Raw genomic sequence first — 25,001 nt, forward strand, 5'->3', positions numbered from 1 at the left:
TCTGAATTATGGAATCATGGGGCATTGCTCGCTCCATCAACTAAGGCCCCGCGCGCCAACGCGGGGCTCTTTTTATTTATGCCATCGGCGACGTGATTTACGCGTCCGCGCGTATCGGGCGATATCTGCTGGGGCGTAGAAATTCACGTTCCCAACTCTTTCAATCACTGGCGGAAATGCTACGTCTTGGCTCGACAGCACGTACGCACGCGAAATAGTAGTATTGAGCGCGCTTGCTACGTCAGCCATCCGCTTCAACTTCTTACGCATTATGTTCTCCTGACCATGAAGCGTTGAACTTCTGAAACGCCTTGATCCGGATTTCTTCAAGCGTTCGCGGCCTCCAATCCGCCGCGATCTTCTTTAGCGCTACAGGCGTATTCCGGAATTTGTTGGTATCGATCAACGCCGCCATCTGGCGTGGCTCATCAACCCGATCCGCGAGGCCCAGCGAAACGGCCTCTTCGGCGTCAAGCCATGTCTCGCGATCCATCATACTCAGGACCTCGCCCCGCTCGATTCCGGAACGCTTCGCATATACGTCTGCAATTGCATCTCTCATTTTCGCGAGAGCTTCGCCGAATGAAATCACCGCATCGGCACTGCCGGTAACGCCGCCCCACGGGTTGTGAATCATCAGCATCGAATTCGAAGGCATCACTATTTCATCCCCGGCCATTGCGATGACGGAGGCCATCGATGCGGCAACCCCCTCAATCGTGACGATCTTTTTTGCTGAATGCCGTTCAAGCATGTTGTAGATCGCGAAACCTTGATGAACCTCGCCGCCATTGGACGATATCGAAATGTGCAACTCGCGCGGCGAGCCGAGCGCGTTCAAGCTGGCGTTGAAATCCTTCGCCGAGACGCCCCATTCGCCGATATCGCTATAGATGGCAATTTCGCCAATGCCGCTCTTGCGAGCGCTGCTCATTGAAAACCAGTTTTTGCTCATGACCTAGAATCCTGTTTGAGTGGCACTGTCTTTCAATGGCTCGCCGCCGCGCGGAGAAGGAGCAAAGCCGCGCGGCGGCGGATATCCGGCGACGGAGAAGGATCGCCGAACTGAAAGGAGGCCGCGCCGCCGGGGGCTAGGAGCGACGGCGCGGAGCCGCTACGGGACTTTGGAGCACGCAGCGGCCTACGAAGCGGTGGTGGAATCCATGAAAAGGCCACCGCTCCGATTCAGTTAGGTCGAAACCTCGGAGATGCCGCGTACCAACGTTTGGGGACGCAGACAGAGTGGCAGCGGATTCTGCTGCGTGTGCAGTTCCACATACTGATCAAATCGCGGATCAACGGCGAGCTTCGCATAACGCGGCAAACCAACAGTGTTGACCGTTTCCATAAAGTCCGCCGGAGCATAATATTCGGCATAGAGGCCGGGGACGCCGACGAGGAAGAACCGGCATTCATCCGGATCAATGGCTACGGTTTCGTTGTCATCGGTGCCTTGGTAGTTTTCGAAGAAGATGCCGCCGAACTCAAAAATGCCGAACGCATAATTCTCACCGAGCGCCGCCTTTGCCGCCGCCCATCCGTCGTACACGCCCTTAACCGAAGGATGCTCCAACAGCTTGTCGAAGAAATTGTCACCGCAGAACGCCCATACCTTCGCGGTATTCGGAATAATCGTTTTCGCATTACGGCGCATGTAGCGTTGCACCGCTTGGCACTTATTGCGAATGCTGTTGTCAATTCCGACCGTCGTGTAATCGTCAAGCGGAAACTCAAAGTCCTCAGGCCCGGCGAGGCCGTCAGAATTGACGATTCCGAACTCAACGAAGAGATCGGTCAGCACCGAGCCGTCCGCGTCGTTGATCACGCCGCGCAATGCTCCGAGGCGGTGATGCTCAAGCGTCAGGTCATGACGCCGAACCATTTTCTGCAATTGCCGATTGACGACGGTTTCTGCACCGATCAGGTTCCCCGTCCCGAATTCGCGGACATTCTGGATTGAGTCGGCGTTGATCGTGTCTTCAAGTTTGATCTGCGGCACCGCCAATTGCAGAATCGAGCGCTTATCGACCGTCTCCTTTGGCGCGGGAGCGCCGCGAAGTGTCGTCGGGATCAACGAAAGTGTCTCGCCTACGCTTTCGATCAGAACAGCGGTGGTAGGAATACCCATACCCTGCCCGCTAAAGGCTAGATCGCCCGACCGACCGGGAACATGATCCATGTCACTAACCGCAGCGGTCAGCGTCACCATCGAAAAGGCGTCGTCATCAAAAATATCAGTAAAGTTAGTGGACATAACGAACTCCATGAACTTCGGAATGGGAAAATGTCGGGCGCACTCTGCCAATTCAGCGGATCGCGTAGGAGAGCACCGCAAGAACTGAAATGTCAGGGCGATGGAGGACCTCGCGGCCATCAGCAATCAGAGCTTCGACGGCAGCAGCCTCAAGGCGCTCTGTCTCGTCAATCTGAGCGTCGAGCAAAGCTAATTGTTTCGTACGATCCGAGACGGATAGTGGCTTATCGAATGCTGCCGCGTTGATATCGATAAGCTCGTCAACCCGCTCAATCAGCAGGTCATGAAGCAAATACGTTGATAGCGCCGCTGCATCTATCGCCTGTGAAAAATATGGCCCGTTGAGCGCAGTCGCGGGGAGCTTGGGAAGCTCTAGCTCACCCCCCGTAAAGAGGCCCATCACCCGAGGCTGTCCCTGTGCGGCGAGCCGCTTAATTTGATCGTGCGCGACACGTTTCACCGCTGCCACTGGAAGCGGTGACTTTTGAATGAGCCGCCGGTCCGCTTTCAACTCGGTTACAGTTTCCCGGAGTCGTGGCAACGCATCTAGCAGGGACCGTTCACCCTTGGCGAGAGTCGGCGTAGGTCGCGGCACTTCATCAACATCAAGATTGCGCCACTTCTCAACCTCCGCAACAATACGCGCGCTCGTCAGTATCGGATGCGGGGCACTCGCTTCCAGCCTCTCACGTTGCTCTCGAAGTTTTTCAAGGCGTCGCTCTGTCTCGACAATCTGCTGCGCCGTTTCATCCTCCTTCGGCTTTGCAGCAGGAAGCGCCGGAGGCTTTGCCCCCGCCTTTAGCTGGATTAATTGATTCTGGGGATTTCTCCCCTCGAAGTATCGGAATCCCGTCAAGTACTGCAAATTACGAAGCGCCGCATTCTCTAGCGCTTTAATTTCGTGAATCTCCGCAATCCGTGCTCGATTGGCGTGCGACCGCTGGCGATCCTGCGCGCGATGACGCTCAACAATGCGTTCCGCGCGAGACGATAAAAAGGTATCAAAATCAAAATCGGTGGTCATCTCAAATTCCCTTCGTCAATGAGCGGATGATGACGCGTCAGATTTCGAAAGTCATTCGGTCGTTACTAAATTTAGCTTTTTGCTTTCAGCCCTCGCCTGCGCAATTCATCGTTAACATCTCGGCGATTGTCTCTTAGAGCGTGCGTCAGTATCGAAGCGCGCTTAATGTTGAATCGCGCGCAGGTATCCTTCATCAACGCGTTGTATGGCGTGGTGCCTTCATGCTTTTCGAAGTACACGACCGCGTCGGCAAGATTGATTACTCTGGCGGATGGTGGCTTCTGCCGGGGAAGCTTTCGGAGAACGGCCGCGACACGCTCCTGCATCACCAAGGGGGCGCGGATGACGAGCAACGCAGCAAGCGCGGATGGATCGCCCTCGGCTTCAAGCCGGGTCGCCTCCTTCCATTCTGCAATGTCGTCTGCGTGCTCCATGGCCGAACCATGGATTGGGGATGCATCCCCGTCAGCCAACGAAAGAAAGTCTTTATGTTCGCCATCGCGCCAAGCGGGCGAACATGCCCAAGATAAGTGAGAGCGCGATACGGGTCAGTAAACGATGGTTTGTATCGTACGGACAACTTGGAACGCGGGCGCTGACTGATCGGAAGACAAGACTAAAATTTTTGGAATGCGCCTGTAGGCTTGTAGGCTTTGTATGGCCCACTTGCTTTTAGGTACGATGCCCCTGACCTGAACTGATTTCTTTTCTAATATTCAGTTCAGGTATCTCTTAGGGGTAGAAGATGAGGCCAAGAAAGCCTACAGAGAAACGCCAATGAAATCAGGCACATCTAATTGAGCACACCCAATTCTGTAGGCTAAGAGGCCGGGATAGGCTGATTTTTTTTGAGAGTCTGTATCGCTTAAACGTGTTTGAAAAATTTTTCGGCGTCACCGTTGGCGCGCTGTTGATGATCGAAAAATTTTTCGGGTCCCGGTAAACCAATGACGCTATACGGGCAATACGGGGGCCCGACTAACAAATTTATATGACAATTTTCTTTTCGGACTGAAATACGCGATGCCCGGCGCGGTGTAGTAAAAACATTCCGCAGGGGCATTTCCTTCTCTTCGCCGCGATGGCGTCGCGAACCCTACGCCATCGAATTTGCATCGTACGTCAAGGGGTGAGCGCGGGCTGCTTCTTAAATGCCTCTGGACGGAGTTCTTGAAGCTTGTTCACAAAGGGGACAAAAGGAATCGCTACGGCTACATCAACCGACTGTCCACCCGCGATCAGGCCGATAACGGTTTTCGCACCGCACGAAGGAATGATGAGATAAAGCCCCTGCAATCCTTCCATGATCAGAGCGGGCAAAAAGTCGTTGGTAAAACGCTGCAATGCAGGCAGGTCGCGGTTTTCAAGTTGAAGCGATGGCCGACCGTTAAAAAGCTCGGAAAACCTTTCGTAGTCGGGATTCTTCTTCGCTTTCACCATCAAATCTGACTCTTTTATCGGAACGAAGAGTATCCTCGCTGCTGCTTCCTGTTTCAGGCGCAATATCTGCGACAAGGTTTTATCCTTAGCTTCGACGGCGTCCGCCGGGATGACCTTCATAAGCTTATCGACGTCCGCCATCGATTTCGCTTTGCCAAGTGAAATAGCGAAAGAGGTTTGCCGATTAACAAGTTCCGGAGCGTATAGGCTATATTGCTCTCCGACTTTAGACGCATCTAGCATGCATTGCTTGTAGGTTGTGTAGTATAACCCTCCGAAACCTAAAACGATGGCTGATAAAAGCCATAACGTAAGCGGCGCATTGATGAAGGCAATGAACCGGCTTTTCGGTTTGGGCGTTGCAAGAGAAAGCACCTTCGCCTCAAAAGCTCGCTGGCGTTTGTTCCTAATCTTTTCAAAAGTTGGCAATGCCATCGGTTTAGCAACCCCTGTATCCCAATGGGATGCAATGTATCCCATTCGTTTGCTGACGGAAGAGCCTGCCCGGCCGATACTTCCGGGATGGCACAGAAATCTAGCAAGCGGCGTATTCCCGCCTCCAAGAACGAACAGATCGCGCTGCGTCTCCCCGGCCGGTTACTTCACCGTGTGGAGCTTGTAGCTGCGGAAGCGCTTTGCCCGCGCTCGCAAGCTATTCGGCGCTTACTGTTACGGGGCCTTGAGGCGGAATCCAGAGGGAGGCGCTAATGGCCGGACGCACAATCACTCAACGCATCGCACTTTCGGGCGGCGCAGATATTAAGGCGCAGCTAGAACAGATCGGTGCGGCTGCGTCTGCGGCGTTCGAAAAGCTCTCTGCGGCTGGAAACGTATCAGCGGGGCTCGCGAAGGTTGGAAGTAGCGTTGAAGTATTGACCACGCGAGTCCGCGCGCTAAGTAACGCCGCTTCCGGCTTTGGCGGTTCGTTTAATCAACTCGGGTCTAGCGTAGCTCAAGCGGGGCGCAGCGCAGGGTTGCTCGTCGGAGCGTTTTCGGCGGTCGTTGGCGGTCTCGGTCTGATGGTCAAATCAGCAGGCGAAGGCCAGGAATCGCTCCAAAACTTGGCCGATGTGCTGGGCGTTACGGTGGAGCGCTTGAAGGCGGTCAAAGATGCGGCCGATATCTCAGGCGTGGGGGATGTTGCAGAAAAGTCTCTAAAACACTTTGCGAAGGCCATCGGCGACGCGGGCAAACAGTCCGACGACTACAAGAACAAGCTCAAGGCACTCAATCGTGATTTTGGAAACCAACGGATTGGCTTCGATCAATATCAAGCGAGTTTGCAGAAGCTCAATGAAGAGTTTTCCGACACAAAGAACGTCTTCAAGGACTTGGGCATTTCAATCCGAGAGGCGAATGGCAATCTACGCGATCCGCTGGAAGCACTCAACGATGTTGCCGACGCCTTTAAGAAGATGCCGAACGGAGTCGACAAGGCGAATAAGTCGTTCGAACTGTTCGGCACACGGAATGCGAAATTTGGCGCGTTCCTGAATCAGGGATCGGCGGGGATAAAGCAGCTTACGCTTGAAGCCGAAAGGCTTGCACCTGCGTTGGACAAGACAGGTCGTGAATCGTTGGACCGCGCGTCCGATGCGTTCGACAAGCTCGGGAAAGCGTCGGCCGCAACAAAGAATCAGGTCCTCGCCGTGTTTGCTCCTTCGGTCGCAAGACTCGTTGAGGCATTCACGGAAACGACTGTGCGCGGCCGTGCGGCGTGGGTTGCCTTTGCGCAAACCATTGAGGCGCGCGTGCGTCCGGTTGTGAACGATATCGTCGCGCTCTTGGAGGGCCGCGATTCAGACGTGCAGAACAAGGCGATCATCGCGGCGCGCGATGCATTCGTGCAGTTCGGCGCGGATGCGAAGAACGCGATTACGAACATCGTTATCCCGGCGCTGCAATCTCTGTTGACGGTGTTGCAGACCGTTGCGGATGCTATCAACGCGGTCTTCGGGACGAAGCTGACTGGCGGGCAGATCGCGATTGCTCTCATTATTACGAAGTTGATCGGATTGTTCGGCGTCTTCACAAGCGCGGTGCGGCTTGCATACTCCGCCTCCGTGTTGCTTGTTACTTCGCTCGGAACAATCACGTCCGCAATGGGCGTGTTGTTTCGGATCGTCGGGCTTGTAGTCGCGAGCCTCGGAGCCGTGCCGCTCGCTATCGCGGCGGTAGGTTTCGCCATCGGCTTCTTGGCGGTGACGGTTGTTCAAAAGCTCGGGGGCATCTCGGGCATCATCGATAAGATTTCTGCGGGCTTCGCTGCGCTGGGCGCGGGCGTTACTGCCGTAGCGGCGCGCATCGCGAGCGGGTTTGCGGCGGCATTTACGGCCGTTGTGAACTTCGCGCAAAGCACGTGGCAATCCATCGTGACAAGTGCGACCGATCTAGGCACGGCCTTGGTGAGTGGATTTAGCGGCGTTGTGCAAGCAATCGTTGCCTTCTTCGTGGGCCTACCGCAAGCCATCGCGGACGTGTTTGTTGCCGTTCTTACGGCGGTATTGTCCGCGTGGGAGTCGCTCAAGCAAAGCGCGGCCGATGTTGTGACTAGCATCGTCAATGGCTTCCGGTCGGGGATTGACGCGATAACCGGCTTCTTCACCGGGTTGCTTGATCGTGTGAAGGCAATCTTCGCGTCCATCATTGACGGCGCAAAGGCCGTTGCCGCAGCTATCGCATCGGTTGCGGGCGGCGGAGGCGGAAACAAAGCGCCGGGCCTCGCTACCGGCGGACCCGTGCGCGGCCCCGGCACCGGAACGTCGGACTCCATCATGGTGCGACTTTCGAATGGCGAGTTCGTGCAACGTGCATCGGCCGTCCGCAAATACGGCGCGGCGTTCATGCACGCGCTGAATCAAGGGCGCATTTCTATCGGCCGTATCCGCGAGTTGATGGCGGGGGTTGACGCCAGCGGCCTAGCAACACGGGTTAGCGCGCCGCTTATGGCCGGTATGCCGCGCTTGGCGTCTGGCGGATTCCCGCAAATCAGTCAAAGCATCGGCGGCGGGCAGCGTCCGCTTACGTTGGTAATGCCAAGCGGCGAGCGGATCGGCGGTCTGACGGCGAGCGACGATGCGGTTAAGCAAATGGAGCGGGCGGCAATCGGCCAAACGCTGCGATCCGCTGCGCGGAAGCCGTCTTGGTTCAAGTGAGGTCGCATCATGAGCGGTGAGGACTTCGCCGGACTGCGCAAGGCGATGGAGCTAGCCCGCGACGAAATCCGGTTGCTGGAATGGGCCATACAGAACATCGAAGCGGTTGCCGCGCAACCCGAGTCCGAGACGGCCGATTTTCTAGCGCGATATGACCTCGTCTGTGCGTTCTGGCATGACGGAAATCAGATCATATGCCGGAATATCAAGGGCCTGCTTTCTGATGAGCGCGCTGTAATGGCGAACGCAATCGCTGTGCGCGACGAAGCCGAAGCGCGGCGATGGGCTGCGATGCTAAGCGGCCCAACGGGTGGCGCGCAGCCTACAACGCGGAGTTTGCGTCTCGCGGCGGTTGATGGAGCCACTCTGATTCCATAAACGTACTTGCGTTTCTGAATCGGCGACTGCGTTTCCAGAAACGCCCGTTTTATAAGGGTTTCTTGACTCGTTTCACGTCCTATGCATCAATATCGCGGACGGGAAGTGAAAGGAACGAGAAATGTTCGATTTGAAAATATCTGAAACCGACAAACGTCGGGCGGCTGCGGCCCATACTCGTGCAGTGCGTGAGCTTGCAAAAGCATTCGAGATTTACGGACTGGAATCATGCGCGGCTTTCAACGTCGCTTGCAAATGGACGAATGCAGCCTCTGCGGACGTTCAATCGTCGCTTGCGCACTTGCTTGACCGCAGCGCCTTTCCAACAGCCGCATGAGCTTCCGCGCATGGTTGCGCCGCTGGTGGCGCGGGACGCCTAGACAGCATCCCGCGCCCGAAGAACCTTTGGCTCCCGATCTTGATAGACTTTCCGAACTGATCAGGCGCGGTGATCCGGAAGATGCCGAAGAGATTGCACGCCGCCTGCAAGGTTGAACCCAATCGTTTGTCGGGGACCGGCATGCCGCCCTGTATCCTGCCGGAAACTTATAACAGCAGGAGTGACGGCAATGGTTTTCAAGATGGGTTACACCAATCCGGCTGCGAATGCCGCAGCGAAGATGGCAAAGCATAAGGCGGCGCGCGACGCTTTCGGCCGCAAAGTATTCAACGTCATCCTCGGAGCGCTCGAACCGCGCCTTTCGCGGATGGAGATGCAAATCCGGGCGAATGCCAAAGCTAATAAGCGTGCCCGTGACCCTTCCGGAATTTTCGAGCCGCTACCGCACGGTATTGACCGGCCACGTCAACACAAGCGCCTGAATTACTGTCTACCCGCAACGGGTTCGCGGGGCGCGATTCATGAGCATCTTGATTTTCACGTCGGCGATTCAGTTCCGGCTGCGCAGATCGAAGCCTATCAAGAGGCCCGCAAACATTTCAGCAGCGTCTTGAAAGCCCATGCCGCACTCGGCGTTTCGCCCATGTTCTTTGTCGTGACGCCACTTCTAAATGAAGCTGGCGAGCCCATCAGCGACCAGCCATCCGAGGCTGAAAGACGGTTCATCACCGACCGCTCCGGCTATGGCGTGTTGAATGACGAGTTTATTATGGATGACCCCAAGTATCTGGCCGCCGATCTTGCATTCGCTCAGATCGAGTTAGGGGAGCGGAATCTGAAACTTACGCTTGCCTTGTCTCTCGATCTTGATGCGGACGTCGCTCTTGTCCCCTCCGTGCTGGATCACGCGCACGTAAATGGTAAGCAGCAGCGGGGAGAAATCGCGAAAGACATTCCGCCTTTCTCCGCCGGAGCGCCAGTAACGGTACGGCTGCATTTCGACGGGCTTGAATTGGGGCACGATGGCGCGGCCCTATGCCTGCGGCCGGGTGATCATGTCCTTGCGGACTCCGCTGAAGTTTGGCGAAGCTGCCGTGACAATCTTGTTAGGTTTTATGCGAAGATACGGAACCATTTGCCGGTAATCGCCCAAGATTCTGTGTTGAGTTATTCTTCGAAGGTCAACACGGTCCTTAAGATGGGTAGATCAGCGCTCGCTCTCCAAGAGACTGATATGGAAAAAATGCGTCTCGCCGTTTTGAATACCGTTAACACCCCGAAGTTTTGGAACGAGGTCTTAACGACACTCCATGATGAGACGCGATTTGCGCTGTTACGCGACGGTGAGTACGTGGGCCATGCGGAATTGCCGTTCTGGTTTAATGAGGAGCAGCTTGCCCATCTCGCGAGCCGCTTGGATGCGATGGGTTTTGGAATTCGGCCCGAATAGGGACACCGCTGAATTTACTGCATCACTCGCTGCAATTCGCGAAGGACGAACCTTACCCCTTATTGTCCTCGGTGCCCGGCTCCGGGGCCGGTTTGGATGGAATAAGCGCGAGCGTAGCTTGATATAATTGATCCGGATTCGGCGGAGCCGCTAATTGCTCCAAGAGGTTCAAGATATTTTCTCTGCAAACTAACGCAATCTGATAAGCGGCCGCAGTGTCATGATGAGCCACGGTTTCGCTACGAAGCGAACTTGAAATCATAACGGGAATGATCGCGATCGGCGGAGTTGGAGAATTCGCAAGTCCTTCCCGTACTTCCTTCGTTCGGTCATATAATTTCTGCAACTTGCCCTTGCGATTGATATCGCCCACGGTGCATTCGACAATGTACAAATGCTGGTGACTAGAAACGGCAAAGATATCTGGCGCTTTTGATATTTGGGAGATTCCACCATACTTCATGGTGTTTAGGCCAAGTAGACTAAGCAACAGAGCCACCCGGTCTTCAAATTCATTTTGATCCTTGAAGAAGCTGTTTTTGAACTCGTCCCTATCGTCAACTACTTTGTGCAGGTCTAGTCTCGGGTTAAATGAACGACTTAGATCACGGACCCACCACTTTCCAATGTACTCCCCAGCATATGAGAGCGTGGTTAGAACAAGCGGTGGAATCGGATTCGCCAGATCATGCTCTATTTTTATTTCAGTCGCGGTTGCGCTGGCTGAAGAATCCATCGGTATCAATTCGCGCGTAATCAGATTGGCCCGATAAGATTTTACGCCGACTTGCAGATTATCTAGATCGATAGAATCGTCCCCTTTGATAACCAGAGTCAGCTTTCCGTCTACTAGGTTGGATTGCGGAAACAGAACATCAAGCGGGGGAATTAAAAGAAACTCACACACCGGATGCTTAATCAGCTCTTCGACTGAGCCGGGTGGATTAAATTCCGTTAAAAGATCAACCAATCCATCGTAAGGGCTAACATGGGAAAGCAATTCCTGGTCAAGCAATTCAAACGGTGGAAATCTTGATGGACTTTGCAACAAGCCAGTGACCTCAAGGGTCGGCAAACGCTTAGGCCCCGGTAGTCGCGGGTGATGTGCGTTATGCAACGCATATCTGAACCCAGCGGAATCGATCAGGGGCGATCTGTACCCGTGCGCTACATCACTACGCGCACTGACTGTATCCCCCTCTGAGAATACCATCTGTGTCGGATCGGCGAGAGAACTGGCAATTTCATCTTTTGAAGTGAGCGGATCGAGCCGCGTAACTTCTCGACGAAAACGAATCGACTTCGTTGCGATGTCTAGCGGTCGCACGGCCGTAAATTCGTCCGCCGCAAAAGACGTCAGCCCGTAAAGCAATTTCCAGCCTGTGTCCCCGCGCAGAGAAAACGCAACTCTAAGCCGGTACCGAAAAAATGGCGTCCACTCGGCGGAAAGGCGAGAAAACTCATCGCGAATTTGCTGAACGCTTTGCATGCAATCTGCCCCGACCCGACAAACACTTTAGCGCGACGCCATCGATCATGGAACGTGTCGAAGACCACTCGGCTCCTTCCTATCTTCTTGGCAGTAGGTACAGTTGAAGAACACCGATTCAAAATGGGCAGTGGACTCGGATTCAAAATGGATTCCGGTCGATAAAGAAACGTCTGATTTCATTGATAAAATTGGCTGGGGCGGGAGGATTCGAACCTCCGCATGGGGGAATCAAAATCCCCTGCCTTACCACTTGGCGACGCCCCAATAGCGCTGAACGGTTCGCGGCAGGACCCGGTCTCGCCGCCTCGCGCCGCTCATTGTCGGAAGGCGGCGGGCCGGCCTCCTTCCGGAAACCCTGAGCCGCACCGATTCACCGTGGCTGCGCAGGTCTTAGAGCATTTTCCGGCAAAGTGGAAACCCGCTTTTTTGGCGGGAAAATGCCGCCAGAAAAGGAAAAATCGCGCCGATTCCAGTGACCGGACCAGCCTCCGCCTCGCGCGGAGGTGTTGGGAACGGCGGAAGATCGAGGCAGACCTCGGCGTTCCAGCCGGTCATCAGGCCGCGTGGCATACCTGAGATACGCCTGCGCCGCAGTTGAGGGCCGGCCTTTTTCGTGGGAAGACAAAGGAGCGCCGGGCGGACCCGCACAAGAAACCGCAAGCGCGAGGAAAGAGACCGTCAAACAACAACATATGAGAGCAAGACTTGCGCACTCATCCGCTTCGGCCGAACGGCACGTTGCGGAATTGCCGAGGCCAGCCGAACAGCGAGATCATGCCATGACCTACCGCGCGCCGATCAACGACATGCTCCTCTCCCTCAACCATGGCGCCGGCCTTTTGGCCGCCGTGGAAGCAGGACATTATAATGGCTACGATCCGGAGTTCTCCGCCGCGGTGATCGAGGAAGCCGGCAAATTCGCCACCGACGTGCTCGAGCCGCTGAACCAGACCGGCGACCGCGAAGGCATCAAGCTCACTGACAAAGGTGTCGTCACAGCGACGGGCTGGCCCGATGCCTACAAGCGCTGGTGCGAAGGCGGCTGGAATGCGGTGTCCGGCTCGGAGGAATTCGGCGGACAGGGTCTGCCGCTGGCGGTGCATTCCGCCGTCAACGAAATCTGGAGCGCCTCGAACCTCGCGTTCGGCCTCTGCCCGCTGCTGACCTTGAGCGCGATCGACGCGCTCGATGCGCACGGAAGCAAGGAACTGAAAGATATCTATCTCGGCAAGCTGATCTCCGGCGAATGGCCCGGCACCATGCAGCTCACCGAGCCGCAGGCCGGCACCGACGTCGGCGCGCTGCGCACGCGCGCGGAAAAGCAGGCCGACGGCACCTATCGCCTGTTCGGCTCGAAAATCTTCATCACCTACGGCGATCACGACATGAGCGACAACATCGTTCATTTCATTCTGGCCCGCCTGCCCGGCTCGCCTCCAGGCTCGAAAGGCATCACGCTGTTTCTCGCGCCGAAATATCTCGTCAACGCCGACGGCTCGCTTGGCGCACGCAACGACATTTACGCCAGCGGCGTCGAGCACAAGCTCGGCATCCACGCTTCGCCGACCTGCACCATGACCATGGGCGACAAGGGCGGAGCGATCGCCTACCTTGTCGGCAAGGAAAACGGCGGCATGGCCGCAATGTTCACCATGATGAATCAGGCGCGCCTTGGCGTCGGCCTGCAGGGCGTCGGCATCGCGGACCGCGCCTATCAGCGCGCGCTCGCCTATGCGCTGGAGCGCAAGCAGGGCAAGGCGCTGGGCAGCCAGAACACCGGCTCCGATCCGATCATCATGTATCCCGACGTGAAGCGTAACCTGATGCTGATGCGCGGCATGACGGCGGCGGCACGCACCATATGCTACGCGACGGCGGTCGCCATCGACGTGTCGCATCGCGCCACCGATCCGAAGGTGAAGGCGAAGGCCGCGGCACGCGGTGCGTTGCTGACGCCGATGGCGAAGGCTTTCTCCACCGACATCGGCAACGAGGTCGCGGCCATCGGCGTGCAGGTGCACGGCGGCATGGGCTTCATGGAAGAAACCGGCGCCGCGCAGTATGTCCGCGATGCGCGCATTCTCACCATCTATGAAGGCACCAACGGCGTGCAGGCCAACGACCTGCTGATGCGCAAGCTGCAGATGTCCGGCGGCGAAGCGGTGTGGGATCTGCTCGGCGAATTGTCAGCGATCGTCAAGAAGGTGGAAGCCTCCAACGATCCGGCCTTCGGCACCACCGGCGAAAAGCTGCGCGATGCGGTTGCGTCGGTGGAGCGCACCAGCAAGTGGCTTCTGGAAAAGATCGCAACCTCGCCGGCCGAAGCGCTCGCGGGCGCGACGCCGTATCTGCGCATGTTCTCGACCACGCTCGGCGGCTGCCTGCTGGCGAACGAGGCGCTGGCCGCGCGCACCGACGAAGCCCTCCAGAATGACGCGCAGCGTTATGTCGCGCTGGCGCGTTTCTTCGCGGAGAACGTCACCGTGCAATCCGGCGCACTGGAGCGCACGATCATGGATGCGGCGACGGCAACCACCGGCGCGGACGTCGTGCTGGTCGCGTAGACGCCGGGAATTTCCAGCCGGACGCACACTGCCTACGATGTCGTCCCCGCGAAAGCGGGGACCCATAACCGTCAGCCTAACCGGCTCATAAGAACGCTGAAGCCCTCGCCAAAACGCGGACAAGGAGTACGGGTCCCCGCTTTCGCGGGGACGACGTTGCGCGTTGAGCAACCGTCTCGCATCAAGCGACCCGCATCACGCCAACGGCTTCAATCCCGCCTCGATCTCCCTGCGGCGGGCTTCGAGGAACGGCGGCAGCGCCAGTTTCTCCCCGAGCGTTTCCATCGGCTCATCAGTGGCGAAGCCCGGCCCGTCGGTCGCGATCTCGAACAGGATGCCGTTCGGTTCGCGGAAATAGAGACTGCGGAAATAGAAGCGATCGATCTCGCCGCTGGAGTGAACGCCGAACTCCGCGAGCCGCGCCGTCCAGGCGTGATACTGCTCGTCATTGGGCGTGCGGAATGCGACATGATGGACGCCGCCGGCGCCCTGACGCGCGGCGGGCAAATCCTTCTGCTCAAGCACATGAAGTTCCGCCGCCGGGCCGCCCTCGCCCATCCTGTAAACATTGATGCGATGCTCGCCGTCGGGTGAGGCGTAGTCGCGGACGCGCGTCATGTTCATCACATCCACAAGCACGCGTTCGGTGCGTGCCAGATCCGGCACGTTCAGCACGATCGGGCCGAGGCCGCGGATCTGGTGTTCTGCCGGCACCGGACTTTTCTCCCATGGATGGGCTTCGCCGTGGCCGCCGTCGTCGACCAGCACCAGCCGCTGGCCTTCAGGGTCCTCAAGCGGCAGCGTCAGGCGGCCATCGACTTCGGTCACCTTGCCGACATGGACGCCGAGCTTGATCAGCCGGTCCTGCCAGAACCCCAGTGCCTTTTCGCCGTTGACCCGCAAGCCGGTGCGCGACACGCTGCGGGTGCCGCGGTGTTCCCGCGCCGCCGGCCAGTCGAAGAAGGTCAGGTCTGTTCCCGGGTTGGCCTTCCCGTCGGCATAAAACAAATGGTAGGCGCTGACATCGTCCTGATTGACGGTCTTTTTGACCAGCCGCATACCCAGCACACCGGTGTAAAACGCCAGGTTTCCCTTGGCATTCGCGGAAATCGCCGTCAGGTGATGGATGCCGGTGAGTTGCATGGCAGTATCCCTTTATAACGGAGGGGTGGAAATCGAATGGCCATTATTCCGTTTCTGGCCAATGATGTAGGATGAACCAACCGGCAGCGCCAGCCGCCCTCCATGTTGCAGTGCCTTCGCCATTTCAGGAAACGCCAATGATCGACCACGTAATTGTCACCGACGAAGACAACACGCGCATCATCACGATGCGACGCCCGGACAAGAAGAACGCGCTGACGCAGGGCATGTACATCGCGATGGCCGACGCGATCAAATCCGCGCAGAACGATCCGGACATCCGCAGCATCGTGATCTCCGGCGGCTCCGGCGTCTTCACTGCGGGCAACGACCTCGAGGATTTCGCCAAGGCCAACACCGCGAACGACGACAGTTCTCGCCCGATGGCAGCGACCCAGTTTCTCAAGGCGCTCGCCTACAATGAGAAGCCGCTGATCGGCGCGGTCGACGGCATCGCGGTCGGTGTCGGCACCACCATGCTGTTTCATTGCGACTACGTTCTCGCCTCGACCACCGCGACGTTCTCGACGCCGTTCATTCACCTTGGTCTTGTTCCGGAAGCCGCCTCCAGCCTGCTGGCACCGCGCACCATGGGACATCATCGTGCGTTTTCGATGCTGGTGATGGGCCGCTCCGTGACCGCGGACGAAGCCCGCGAGGCCGGGTTCGTCAATGTGATTGTCGCTCCCGGACATACCGAAGTCGAGGCACGCAAGGTTGCGCGGGAAATCGGTTCGCTGCCGAAGGACGCGGTGGCGCTCACCCGCAAGCTGCTGAAGCCCGCGCGGGAGGATGTATTGCGCAGAATGGATGAAGAATCGCATCATTTCGGCGAACGGCTGAAATCGGACGAGGCGCGGAACGCGTTCAGCGCCTTCTTTGCGCGCAAGAAGAAAGCCTGATTAGATAGGCCATCGCCGACAACGGAAAGATCGATCCGTCCATGCCGACACTCTATTATCACCATGCTGCGGGCCTCAATCACGTCACGGCCCCCGGCCATCCAGAACGGCCGGATCGTCTGCGTGCGATCGAACAGGGACTGTCGGCGGAGCCCTTCACATCGCTGGTGCGGGTCGAAGCGCCGGAAGCCGATCTCGACGTCGTCGCGCTGTGCCACAGCAACGAGTACATTGACGAATTGCGGCACATTTCCCCAAAGGAAGGGATGATTTATCTCGACGGCGACACCACGATGTCGCCCGGCACATGGGAAGCGGCATTGCGCGCCACCGGTGGCGCTGTCGCTGCCGTCGATGCGGTGATGAAGAACAAGCGGACCAACGCTTTCGTCGGCACCCGTCCGCCGGGGCATCATGCCGAGACCTCGCGGCCGATGGGCTTCTGCTTCTTCGACAGCGCTGCGATCGCGGCGCGCTACGCGCAGCGCAAGTACGGCATCGCGCGCGCCTGCGTGGTCGACTTCGACGTGCATCACGGCAACGGCAGCCAGGAAATCTTCTGGTCCGATCCGAGCGTGATGTATGCATCGACCCATCAGATGCCGCTGTTTCCAGGCACCGGCGCCACGCAAGAACGCGGCGATCAGGACACCGTGGTCAACGCGCCGCTGCGTCCCGGCAATGGCAGCCGCGAATTCCGCGAAGCTTTTGACATTGCGATCCTGCCGCGGCTGGAAGCGTTCGCACCCGAACTGATCGTGATTTCGGCGGGCTTCGACGCGCACTGGCGCGATCCGCTCGGCAGTCTCGAACTGCGCGAGGAGGATTTCGCCTGGGTCACACGCAAGCTGATGGAGATCGCCGACAAGTCGGCCGAGGGGCGAATCGTCTCCGTGCTGGAAGGCGGCTACGACCTGCAAGGCTTGCGCGATTCGGTTGCCGTACACGTCGCCGCGCTGATGAACAACTAGCGCGAACAGCTTCCCTCGCTGCTGCAAATCGCGCTACATTGCCGCCATATTGCGCCCGCAAATCGTTCCTAGATTCAGCGGCGCTATCATCGATTGAGAACTCGGAAAACGACCATGGCCGACACTCCCCATGCGGACGTCAAGCAGCTCAGCTTCGAACGCGCGATCGAGGAATTGGAATCCATCGTCAAGCGCCTCGAGGACGGCAAGGTGCCGCTCGAGGAATCGGTTGCGATCTATGAGCGCGGCGAGAGTCTGAAGCGCCGCTGCGAAGAACTGCTGCGCCAGGCCGAAGCCCGTGTCGACAAGATCACCACCGACGCGTCAGGTCACGCTGTCGGCACCGAGCCGCTCGACGTTCAGTAAGTCGGTCAGAAGACCCCCGTACATACCCAGCCGTCGTCCCCGCGAAAGCGCGGATCCATGCTCCCTGTGGTCGGATTTTACTGACGATATCGAGCATCTGTTTTTGGGTCGCCAGCTCGGTGCTATAGGTCCCGCCTTCGCGGGGACGACATCGCAGATGTAACCACGTCAGCGCCAAATCAGCGGTTTTGCGCCCGGTTCCGGCACCGTCATGCCCAAAACGTGAGACCTATGGCCACCGCCCGGCGGATTGGCATGACTTTGGAATTGGTATAAGCCACGGGACCGTTTCGGACCTTTCCGGGCATCTTTCCATGCCGGGCCGAGCGCCCCCAAATAATTGCGGATATTCAAGTGTCAAATTCGAGCAAGACTCCCCTCCTCGACGCCGCGCCGACGCCGGACCTGCTGCGCAAGCTCAAGCCCGAGCAGTTGCGCCAGTTCGCCGATGAGCTGCGGCTGGAGACCATCGACACCGTATCGGTGACAGGCGGCCATTTCGGCGCCGGCCTCGGCGTGGTCGAACTGACCACCGCGCTTCACTACGTCTTCAATACACCGGACGACCGCATCATCTGGGACGTCGGCCATCAGGCCTATCCGCACAAGATTCTCACCGGCCGCCGCGACCGCATCCGCACGCTGCGCATGGGCAACGGCCTGTCAGGGTTCACCAAGCGCGCCGAGAGCGAATACGATCCGTTCGGCGCCGCGCACTCCTCGACCTCGATTTCCGCCGGTCTCGGCATGGCCGTGGCGCGCGATCTTACCGGCGGCAAAAACAATGTCATCGCGGTGATCGGCGACGGCTCGATGTCCGCCGGCATGGCCTATGAAGCGATGAACAATGCCGGCGCGATGCATTCGCGCCTGATCGTTATTCTCAACGACAACGACATGTCGATCGCTCCGCCGGTCGGCGCGATGTCGGCCTATCTCGCGCGGCTGCTGTCGGGAAAGACCTATGCGTCGGCGCGCGAAGCGCTGAAAAATCTCGCGCACAAACTTCCGAAATTCTTCGAGGACCGCGCGCTGCGCGCCGAGGAATATGCGCGCGGCATGGTCACCGGCGGCACGCTGTTCGAAGAACTCGGCTTCTTCTATGTCGGGCCGATCGACGGCCACAACCTCGACCACCTGCTGCCGGTGCTGACCAATGTGCGCGATGCGCCAACCGGACCTATCCTGGTTCACGTCGTCACGCAGAAGGGCAAGGGCTACGCGCCCGCCGAAGCGTCCGACGACAAGTATCACGCCGTCGCCAAGTTCGACGTCGCAACCGGCGCGCAGGCCAAGGCAAAATCCAACGCGCCGTCCTATACCTCGGTGTTCGGCCAAAGCCTGGTCAAGGAAGCGCGCAAGGACGACAAGATCGTCGCCATCACCGCGGCGATGCCGGGCGGCACCGGCGTCGATATCTTCGGCAAGGCGTTCCCCGACCGCACCTTCGATGTCGGCATTGCCGAACAGCATGCCGTGACCTTCGCCGCAGGCCTCGCGACAGAAGGTTTCAAGCCGTTCTGCGCGATCTACTCGACCTTCCTGCAGCGCGGCTACGATCAGGTCGTGCACGACGTGGCGATCCAGCGTCTTCCGGTACGCTTCGCCATCGACCGCGCCGGTCTTGTCGGCCAGGACGGCCCGACCCACGCGGGTTCGTTCGACAACGTCTATCTCGGCTGCCTCCCCGGATTCGTCATCATGGCGGCTGCGGATGAAGCCGATCTCGTTCACATGGTCGCGACGCAGGTCGCGATCGACGATGCCCCGAGCGCGCTGCGTTATCCGCGCGGCGAAGGCCGCGGCGTCGAGATGCCCGAATTCGGCGTGCCGCTGCCGATCGGCAAGGGCCGCATCATGCGCGAGGCGAGTGGAAAATCGAAGGTCGCACTGCTCTCGTTCGGCGCCCGTCTCGGCGAATGCCTCAAGGCCGCCGACGAACTCGAAACGCTGGGCCTGTCCGCCACCGTCGCCGATGCGCGCTTCATGAAGCCGCTCGATCTCGACATGATCCTGAAGCTCGCGCGCGAGCACGAAGTGCTGATCACCATCGAGGAAGGCTCCATCGGCGGCTTCGGCACTCACGTTTTGCAGGCCTTGGCCGATCACGGCGCGCTCGATCGCGGCCTTCGCGTGCGAACGCTGGTGCTGCCGGACATCTTCATCGATCACGATTCACCGGCAAAGATGTACGAACAGGCTGGCCTCGATGCCAAGGGCATCGTCGCGAAAGTGTTCGAGGCACTCGGCAGGGACGTGAAGACCGAGACGGTCAAGCTGGCCTGAACTTCGGTAAGCCGTCACCGCAGGTACGTGCTGTCACACCGCATGCGATGCGCTCCCTCTCCCCAGTGGGGAGAGGGTTGGGGTGAGGGGCTCTGGATGTCTGAACAAGGTTATCGAGCCCCCTCACCCGCCGCGCTTCGCGCGCCGACCTCTCCCCCACGGGGAGAGGTGAAAGGATGTGGCACATGACCTCACGCAAGCGCGCAGACCTTCTGCTGGTTGAGCGCGGCCTGTTCGAGAGCCGCGCCCGCGCGCAGGCCGCCATCGAAGCCGGTGGCGTGACCGCGAATGGCAAACCTGTGCTGAAACCGTCGGAAACGATTCCGGCGGATGCCGAGATCTCCGCCGAGCCTGCCCATCCCTGGGTGTCGCGCGGCGGCGTCAAACTCAGCGGCGCGCTGGAGCAGTATCCCATCGACATCGAGGATCACGTCTGTGTCGATGTCGGCGCGTCGACCGGCGGCTTTACGGAAGTGCTTCTGGCGAACGGCGCCAGCCTCGTCTACGCCATCGATGTCGGACGCGGACAGTTGCATCCGAGCCTGCAGGACAATCCGAAAATCGTCTCGATGGAAGAAACCGACATCCGTTCGCTCGCGGGCAAGCGGCTCGAAATCCGTCCCGATATCGTGGTGATCGATGTCAGCTTCATTTCGTTGAAGCTCGTGCTGCCCGCGGTGTTGCCGATTGCCGCCGCACCGACGCACCTCCTGGCGCTGATCAAGCCGCAGTTCGAGGCCGAGCGGAAGTATTCCAAGAAAGGCATCATTCGCGACGAGGCCGTGCACAAGGCGGTGTGCGACGACATCGCCACCTTCGCGGAGTCCTTGGGTTGCACCGATATCAAGGTTTTCCCTTCGTCCATCGCCGGCGGCGACGGCAACACCGAATTCTTCATCGGCGCGCGGCGCGGCTAGAGATATGACCGAGCGCCTCATCATCGATCATGTCGGTCATTTCGGCGATGGCGTTGCTGTGTCCGGCGGCGAGACGCTTTACGTGCCTTATGCACTGGGCGGCGAGACGGTCGACGTGTTGCCCTCGCCCGGCCACCCGGACCGCCGCGCGCTTGCGCATGTCGTCACGACAAGCCCGCAGCGCATCGATCCGTTCTGCCCGCATTTCGGCACCTGCGGCGGCTGCGCAATCCAGCACTGGCAGGACGATGCTTACCGGAACTGGAAGCGGCAGCTTGTGGTCGACACGCTCAACCATGCCGGTATCGGCTGCGAGGTCCTTGAGCTGATCGATGCCCATGGCACCGGCCGCCGCCGCATGACGCTGCATGCGCGGCAGAGCCAGCAGGGCATTCTGCGGGTCGGCTTCGCCGCCGCCGGCCGTCATGAGATCATCGCCATCGATCACTGTCCGATCCTCGATCCGGCCATGCACGGCGCCATCGAGGCCGCCAACGACATCGCCGAACTGCTGAGGCCGGTGAGCAAGCCGCTCGATATCCAGATCACCGCAGCCGATAACGGCCTCGACGTCGATGTGCGCGGCTCCGGTCCGCTCGGCACGGCGCTGCTGATGTCCCTGTCGAAGCTGGCTGAAAAACACAATCTTGCGCGGCTGACGCGCCACGGCGAACTGGTCATCATGCGCAAGCCGCCGGTGGTGCGCGTCGGCAAGGCGCAGGTGACCCTGCCGGCGGGCTCATTCATGCAGCCGACGGCGGTCGGCGAGGAAACCCTTGCGGCACTGGCATTCGAGCGCTGCAAAGGCGCAAAGCATATCGCCGATCTGTTTTGCGGTTTCGGTCCATTCGCATTTCGCCTCGCGGAAAAATTCAAGGTCGCGGCCTTCGACAGCGACGCGGCTGCGGTAACGGCGCTGCAAAATGCAGTGAAGCTCACGCAGGGCCTGAAGCCGATCAAGGCCGAAGCGCGCGACCTGTTCCGGCGTCCGCTGATGCCGCAGGAACTGCGCGATTACGATTGCGTGGTGTTCGATCCGCCGCGCCAGGGCGCGCAGGCGCAGTCGCAGCAACTGGCTGCCAGCAAGATCGCGCTCGCCGTCGCGGTCTCATGCAATCCGGCAACCTTCGCACGCGACGCGCGCATTCTGATCGATGGCGGTTTCAAGATCGACAGCGTCACGCCGGTCGACCAGTTCCGCCATACGCCGCATGTGGAGCTGGTCGCAAAGTTCAGAAGGTAAAGAGCAGAAGCCCCTTACCCGCTCGCTTTGCTCGCGACCTCTCCCCTTAAAAACGGGGAGAGGTAAAGAATTCGCTAGCTCCCTCTCCCCGCGCGCGGGGAGAGGGTTGGGGTGAGGGGCCGATTGCCTGTGCGAAACACAGAAAAAGACTCACCGTCCCCACCGCTCCTGCCAGATCTTCTCGCCGATGGTGCATGACACCCGCGGCTCGCGCGTGGCCGCCGGCACGACCCGCATTTCCGGCACACGATGCGCGACTTCGAGGATCAGCTTGGTGCGGATCGCTTCCTTGAATTTCTCTTTGGTCTTGATGGGCACCACGAACGATCCGGCGCCGCCGATCACGCAGTCCTCGTAATACCAGTCGAGATTCTCGATATCCATGGTCGCGTAGTTGGTTTCCTTCGACATGATCGGAAGGCCGTTGATGGTAATGCCCTTCGCCAGCGCCGCATCGCGCGCCACCGTGACAAGCTCCCCATTGTTGTTCGGCCCGTCGCCGGAAATATCGATGACGCGGCGCAGGCCCTGATATTCGTTGGCCTCGAACAGCGGCATCGCGAAGTTGATCGCGCCGGAGATCGAGGTGCGGGAGGCGCGGCGCAGCGGCGCTTTCAGGATTTCCTCGGCCAGCGCACCCGCCGATTCCGGACCATCGATCACCCGCCATGGCACGATGATCTTCTGGTCGGTCGAGGCGGCCCATTCGAAATAGGTCACCGCGACCTTGCCGGTCGGGCCGGTCTTGAGCGCCTGCAAGAACTCCTTGGAGGTGACCGCGAGCGCGTAGCCTTCGCGCTGGAGCGCCAGTTCATCCATGTCCATGGAATAGGAGACGTCGACCGCAAGGACCAGTTCGACGTCGACCTTGGCCTCGGTAGCGGCAGGCGCAGGCGCCGTGGCCGGTGCAGCCAGTCCGGGAACATCGCCGCCGGCGATCACGCCCGCGACAAGCACCGCTCCGATCGAGACACACCAGCGCATTGGCGGGACCTCCCGTCGTTCACGTCAGGATGGTGACACGGCCTGCGCGACCCTGAAAGCAGGAAACTGGGCCATCCCCATGCCCTATGAGGGCCGTAAATTCTGGCCCTTTTTCAGGCTGTTTGCCCGGTCGGCAGGCATTTACCAACATTTCACCGAATTTATTTACGTTCGCGAAGCGGACGCTCCGTCATTGAACGGGTCTCCGACTGGAAATTGCCAGCACCACCCACGCCATTCAGGCGTCGAAGTCATTTTCGGCGGCCAAACCCCCGCGTTTGGTGTCGCCCCGCCTTTCTTGGAAGGGGTCAGAAAGACCTCAAAGGACTGTTTCATGCTCTCCAGGCTCTCCATTCGCACCAAACTCGTCGCTCTCGTCGCCCTCCTGCTGATTGCCCTCTCCGCCATGGGCGCCTTCGCCGTGGTGGAAATGCGCGCCATCAACGCCGCAGCGCAGGACATCAAGACAAGCTGGCTGCCCAGCGTCCGCCTGCTCGGTGAATTGCGCACCCAGTCGGCGCGCTACCGGGCGGTGCTGCGGGACTATCTGACGGAGCCGGACGACAAGTTCATGGCCGACATCCAGCGCAATCTCGATGCCCGGGCCAAGGATTACGACACCGCGAACAAGGCCTATGAGCCGCTGATCACCTCCCCTGAGGAAGCCGCGCTATATAAAGAATTGGCGGCAACCTGGAAAACCTTCCGCGAGGCCGCCGACGAAGTGATCGTCCATGCCCGCAAGCGCGAGGTCGCGCAGGCGCGCGCCGTCAACGCCCAGCGTGCGACGCCGGCAGGACGAAGCATGGATGCGGTACTGGCCAAGCTTGTCGAGTTGAACGACAAGGGCGCCGCCGCCGCCGGACACCATGCCGAAAGCACCTATGAACTCGCATTCCGCATCGTTCTGGCCGCGCTGGCTGCCATGGTGCTGGCCGGGCTTTGCGCCGCGGTCCTGATCGTGCGCGATGTCGCCCGGGGCATCGGTTCGGTCTTGGCCCCGATGCGGGCGCTGGCCACCGGCGATCTCGCCGCCAACGTTCCTCATCAGGGCGAAAACACCGAAATCGGCCAGATCGCCGACGCCGTGCAGGTGTTCAAGGACGCCATGATCGCCAAGAAGACCGCCGACGAAGTTGCCGCAGCCGAAGCCAGCGCAAAGATGCGCCGCGCCGAAACCTTGGACCGGGCCACCAGCAGTTTCGAGGGCATGATCGGCGAACTGATCGGCTCGCTGTCATCGGCCTCCACCGAAATGGAAGCCACCGCCAGCACCCTGACCAACGCCGCCGACGTCACCCGGCAACTGTCGAACTCCGCCGCGAATACCTCACGCGAGGTCTCCGAAAGCATCCAGTCGACCGCCAGCGCCACCGAGGAAATCACCTCGTCGGTCAATGAAATCGGACGTCAGGTTCTGGAATCGAGCCGGGTCGCTCAACTCGCCGTCCAGCAGGCCGAGAAGACCGATTCCTGCATCAGCGAACTGTCGCAGGCCGCCGCCCGTATCGGCGATGTGGTGAAGCTGATTACCGCGATCGCCGAGCAGACCAACCTGCTCGCGCTCAATGCCACCATTGAGGCGGCGCGTGCGGGCGAAGCCGGCCGTGGCTTCGCCGTGGTCGCCTCCGAGGTCAAGGCGCTCGCCTCGCAGACCGCCAAGGCGACCGACGAGATCACGACCCAGATTTCCGGCATGCAGACGGCGACCAGCGCTTCCGTCACGACCATCAAGGAGATCAGCAGCACCATCAATCTGATCTCCGAGATCTCATCGACGATTGCCGCCGCTGTCGAAGAACAGGGCGCTGCGACCCAGGAGATTGCCCGCAACGTTCAGCAGGCGGCCGAACTGAGCGCGCGAGTCGCCGCCAACATCTCGGACGTCGACCGCGGCAACAGCGAAACCGGCGCCGCATCGGCTCAGGTTTTCACGGCCGCCCAGTCGCTCTCGAAGGAGAGCACGCATCTCCAGACCGAGGTGCACAACTTCCTCGCGACGATCCGCGCCGCCTGACGCGATTCGCCAAGCGAACATTTTGAGAGCCGGCGGCGCGAAAGCTCCGCCGGTTTTTTTCATGCCTTCGACACA

General features: G+C 59.4%; 20 protein-coding genes and 1 tRNA gene. 12 read left to right on the top strand and 9 right to left on the bottom strand.

The genetic code is table 11. The features are described 5' to 3' along the window. Positions 1–262: 262 nt before the first annotated feature. The 5 genes from AC1RM7_RS18990 to AC1RM7_RS19010 all read right to left on the bottom strand — a co-directional run bounded on the left by AC1RM7_RS18990 (position 263) and on the right by AC1RM7_RS19010 (position 5,153). Complete coding sequence (locus tag AC1RM7_RS18990) at positions 263–955, bottom strand: head maturation protease, ClpP-related (protein WP_492838819.1); 693 nt, start codon at positions 953–955, stop codon at positions 263–265. Between the two features lie 234 nt (positions 956–1,189). Beyond that, positions 1,190–2,254: a major capsid protein gene (locus tag AC1RM7_RS18995; protein ID WP_492838817.1), complete on the bottom strand. Its 1,065-nt coding sequence runs from the start codon at positions 2,252–2,254 to the stop codon at positions 1,190–1,192. 52 nt (positions 2,255–2,306) lie between these two features. Further along, positions 2,307–3,278, bottom strand: coding sequence for a hypothetical protein (locus AC1RM7_RS19000; protein WP_492838815.1), 972 nt, complete (start codon positions 3,276–3,278; stop codon positions 2,307–2,309). Between the two features lie 71 nt (positions 3,279–3,349). After that, the gene (locus AC1RM7_RS19005; protein WP_492838814.1) at positions 3,350–3,712 is read right to left on the bottom strand and encodes a hypothetical protein; all 363 of its coding nucleotides are present in this window, start codon (positions 3,710–3,712) and stop codon (positions 3,350–3,352) included. A 688-nt stretch (positions 3,713–4,400) separates the two neighbouring features. Next, entirely contained in the window at positions 4,401–5,153 is a 753-nt protein-coding gene (locus AC1RM7_RS19010) for a hypothetical protein (protein WP_492838813.1), read from the bottom strand. A gap of 272 nt (positions 5,154–5,425) precedes the next feature. Between AC1RM7_RS19010 and AC1RM7_RS19015 the strand changes: the two genes are divergently transcribed. The 4 genes from AC1RM7_RS19015 to AC1RM7_RS19030 all read left to right on the top strand — a co-directional run bounded on the left by AC1RM7_RS19015 (position 5,426) and on the right by AC1RM7_RS19030 (position 10,041). Next, the gene (locus AC1RM7_RS19015; RefSeq protein ID WP_492838811.1) at positions 5,426–7,873 is read left to right on the top strand and encodes a phage tail tape measure protein; all 2,448 of its coding nucleotides are present in this window, start codon (positions 5,426–5,428) and stop codon (positions 7,871–7,873) included. Positions 7,874–7,882: 9 nt separating this feature from the next. Further along, entirely contained in the window at positions 7,883–8,251 is a 369-nt protein-coding gene (locus tag AC1RM7_RS19020) for a hypothetical protein (RefSeq protein WP_492838810.1), read from the top strand. A 121-nt stretch (positions 8,252–8,372) separates the two neighbouring features. Continuing rightward, positions 8,373–8,588 (top strand): hypothetical protein, encoded by a 216-nt coding sequence (locus AC1RM7_RS19025; RefSeq protein WP_492838808.1) that lies wholly within the window; start codon positions 8,373–8,375, stop codon positions 8,586–8,588. A 232-nt stretch (positions 8,589–8,820) separates the two neighbouring features. After that, positions 8,821–10,041, top strand: coding sequence for a hypothetical protein (locus tag AC1RM7_RS19030; RefSeq protein ID WP_492838806.1), 1,221 nt, complete (start codon positions 8,821–8,823; stop codon positions 10,039–10,041). Between the two features lie 52 nt (positions 10,042–10,093). Here the strand turns inward: AC1RM7_RS19030 and AC1RM7_RS19035 are convergent, their stop codons facing one another. Further along, a complete protein-coding gene (locus AC1RM7_RS19035) occupies positions 10,094–11,530 on the bottom strand; it encodes a hypothetical protein (protein WP_492838804.1) in 1,437 nt (478 codons plus the stop codon). Between the two features lie 192 nt (positions 11,531–11,722). Beyond that, a tRNA-Gln gene (locus AC1RM7_RS19040) sits at positions 11,723–11,797 on the bottom strand. Positions 11,798–12,312: 515 nt separating this feature from the next. On the opposite strand from AC1RM7_RS19040, the gene AC1RM7_RS19045 reads away from it, so the two are divergent. Beyond that, entirely contained in the window at positions 12,313–14,097 is a 1,785-nt protein-coding gene (locus AC1RM7_RS19045) for an acyl-CoA dehydrogenase family protein (RefSeq protein WP_492838802.1), read from the top strand. A 195-nt stretch (positions 14,098–14,292) separates the two neighbouring features. On the opposite strand, the gene AC1RM7_RS19050 is transcribed toward AC1RM7_RS19045, so the two are convergent. Beyond that, on the bottom strand, positions 14,293–15,240 hold the full coding sequence (locus tag AC1RM7_RS19050) for a ring-cleaving dioxygenase (protein ID WP_006019113.1): 948 nt from the start codon (positions 15,238–15,240) through the stop codon (positions 14,293–14,295). A gap of 137 nt (positions 15,241–15,377) precedes the next feature. Between AC1RM7_RS19050 and AC1RM7_RS19055 the strand changes: the two genes are divergently transcribed. From AC1RM7_RS19055 to AC1RM7_RS19080, 6 genes are all read left to right on the top strand, one after another. Beyond that, positions 15,378–16,142 (top strand): crotonase/enoyl-CoA hydratase family protein, encoded by a 765-nt coding sequence (locus AC1RM7_RS19055; RefSeq protein WP_006019111.1) that lies wholly within the window; start codon positions 15,378–15,380, stop codon positions 16,140–16,142. A 41-nt stretch (positions 16,143–16,183) separates the two neighbouring features. After that, positions 16,184–17,113, top strand: coding sequence for a histone deacetylase family protein (locus AC1RM7_RS19060; RefSeq protein ID WP_006019110.1), 930 nt, complete (start codon positions 16,184–16,186; stop codon positions 17,111–17,113). A gap of 114 nt (positions 17,114–17,227) precedes the next feature. Beyond that, positions 17,228–17,479, top strand: coding sequence for an exodeoxyribonuclease VII small subunit (locus tag AC1RM7_RS19065; protein ID WP_006019109.1), 252 nt, complete (start codon positions 17,228–17,230; stop codon positions 17,477–17,479). A gap of 354 nt (positions 17,480–17,833) precedes the next feature. Then, positions 17,834–19,765, top strand: coding sequence for a 1-deoxy-D-xylulose-5-phosphate synthase (gene dxs / locus AC1RM7_RS19070; RefSeq protein WP_006019108.1), 1,932 nt, complete (start codon positions 17,834–17,836; stop codon positions 19,763–19,765). 185 nt (positions 19,766–19,950) lie between these two features. Beyond that, a complete protein-coding gene (locus AC1RM7_RS19075; RefSeq protein ID WP_492839591.1) occupies positions 19,951–20,682 on the top strand; it encodes a TlyA family RNA methyltransferase in 732 nt (243 codons plus the stop codon). A gap of 4 nt (positions 20,683–20,686) precedes the next feature. Continuing rightward, positions 20,687–21,925: a class I SAM-dependent RNA methyltransferase gene (locus tag AC1RM7_RS19080; RefSeq protein WP_024921923.1), complete on the top strand. Its 1,239-nt coding sequence runs from the start codon at positions 20,687–20,689 to the stop codon at positions 21,923–21,925. A gap of 150 nt (positions 21,926–22,075) precedes the next feature. Here AC1RM7_RS19080 and AC1RM7_RS19085 read toward each other — a convergent pair whose 3' ends face one another. Continuing rightward, complete coding sequence (locus AC1RM7_RS19085; protein ID WP_024921922.1) at positions 22,076–22,909, bottom strand: DUF1194 domain-containing protein; 834 nt, start codon at positions 22,907–22,909, stop codon at positions 22,076–22,078. A gap of 334 nt (positions 22,910–23,243) precedes the next feature. Here AC1RM7_RS19085 and AC1RM7_RS19090 point away from each other — a divergent pair, with 334 nt between their 5' ends. Then, the gene (locus tag AC1RM7_RS19090; protein WP_024921921.1) at positions 23,244–24,926 is read left to right on the top strand and encodes a methyl-accepting chemotaxis protein; all 1,683 of its coding nucleotides are present in this window, start codon (positions 23,244–23,246) and stop codon (positions 24,924–24,926) included. The last annotated feature ends 75 nt before the right edge of the window (positions 24,927–25,001 follow it).

The organism is Afipia sp. GW822-FHT03D08, from assembly GCF_058801645.1.

What these genes read in the sequence shown, in the direction of transcription:
- AC1RM7_RS18995 (WP_492838817.1), bottom strand. Translation starts at nt 2,254, where the DNA reads ATGTCCACTAACTTTACTGATATTTTTGATGACGACGCCTTTTCGATG.
- AC1RM7_RS19045 (WP_492838802.1), top strand. Translation starts at nt 12,313, where the DNA reads ATGACCTACCGCGCGCCGATCAACGACATGCTCCTCTCCCTCAACCAT.
- AC1RM7_RS19085 (WP_024921922.1), bottom strand. Translation starts at nt 22,909, where the DNA reads ATGCGCTGGTGTGTCTCGATCGGAGCGGTGCTTGTCGCGGGCGTGATC.
- AC1RM7_RS19025 (WP_492838808.1), top strand. Translation starts at nt 8,373, where the DNA reads ATGTTCGATTTGAAAATATCTGAAACCGACAAACGTCGGGCGGCTGCG.
- AC1RM7_RS19035 (WP_492838804.1), bottom strand. Translation starts at nt 11,530, where the DNA reads ATGCAAAGCGTTCAGCAAATTCGCGATGAGTTTTCTCGCCTTTCCGCC.
- AC1RM7_RS19055 (WP_006019111.1), top strand. Translation starts at nt 15,378, where the DNA reads ATGATCGACCACGTAATTGTCACCGACGAAGACAACACGCGCATCATC.
- AC1RM7_RS19010 (WP_492838813.1), bottom strand. Translation starts at nt 5,153, where the DNA reads ATGGCATTGCCAACTTTTGAAAAGATTAGGAACAAACGCCAGCGAGCT.
- AC1RM7_RS19030 (WP_492838806.1), top strand. Translation starts at nt 8,821, where the DNA reads ATGGTTTTCAAGATGGGTTACACCAATCCGGCTGCGAATGCCGCAGCG.
- AC1RM7_RS19075 (WP_492839591.1), top strand. Translation starts at nt 19,951, where the DNA reads ATGACCTCACGCAAGCGCGCAGACCTTCTGCTGGTTGAGCGCGGCCTG.
- AC1RM7_RS19065 (WP_006019109.1), top strand. Translation starts at nt 17,228, where the DNA reads ATGGCCGACACTCCCCATGCGGACGTCAAGCAGCTCAGCTTCGAACGC.
- AC1RM7_RS19005 (WP_492838814.1), bottom strand. Translation starts at nt 3,712, where the DNA reads ATGGAGCACGCAGACGACATTGCAGAATGGAAGGAGGCGACCCGGCTT.
- AC1RM7_RS19090 (WP_024921921.1), top strand. Translation starts at nt 23,244, where the DNA reads ATGCTCTCCAGGCTCTCCATTCGCACCAAACTCGTCGCTCTCGTCGCC.
- AC1RM7_RS19060 (WP_006019110.1), top strand. Translation starts at nt 16,184, where the DNA reads ATGCCGACACTCTATTATCACCATGCTGCGGGCCTCAATCACGTCACG.
- AC1RM7_RS19015 (WP_492838811.1), top strand. Translation starts at nt 5,426, where the DNA reads ATGGCCGGACGCACAATCACTCAACGCATCGCACTTTCGGGCGGCGCA.
- AC1RM7_RS19080 (WP_024921923.1), top strand. Translation starts at nt 20,687, where the DNA reads ATGACCGAGCGCCTCATCATCGATCATGTCGGTCATTTCGGCGATGGC.
- AC1RM7_RS19000 (WP_492838815.1), bottom strand. Translation starts at nt 3,278, where the DNA reads ATGACCACCGATTTTGATTTTGATACCTTTTTATCGTCTCGCGCGGAA.
- AC1RM7_RS19020 (WP_492838810.1), top strand. Translation starts at nt 7,883, where the DNA reads ATGAGCGGTGAGGACTTCGCCGGACTGCGCAAGGCGATGGAGCTAGCC.
- AC1RM7_RS19050 (WP_006019113.1), bottom strand. Translation starts at nt 15,240, where the DNA reads ATGCAACTCACCGGCATCCATCACCTGACGGCGATTTCCGCGAATGCC.
- AC1RM7_RS18990 (WP_492838819.1), bottom strand. Translation starts at nt 955, where the DNA reads ATGAGCAAAAACTGGTTTTCAATGAGCAGCGCTCGCAAGAGCGGCATT.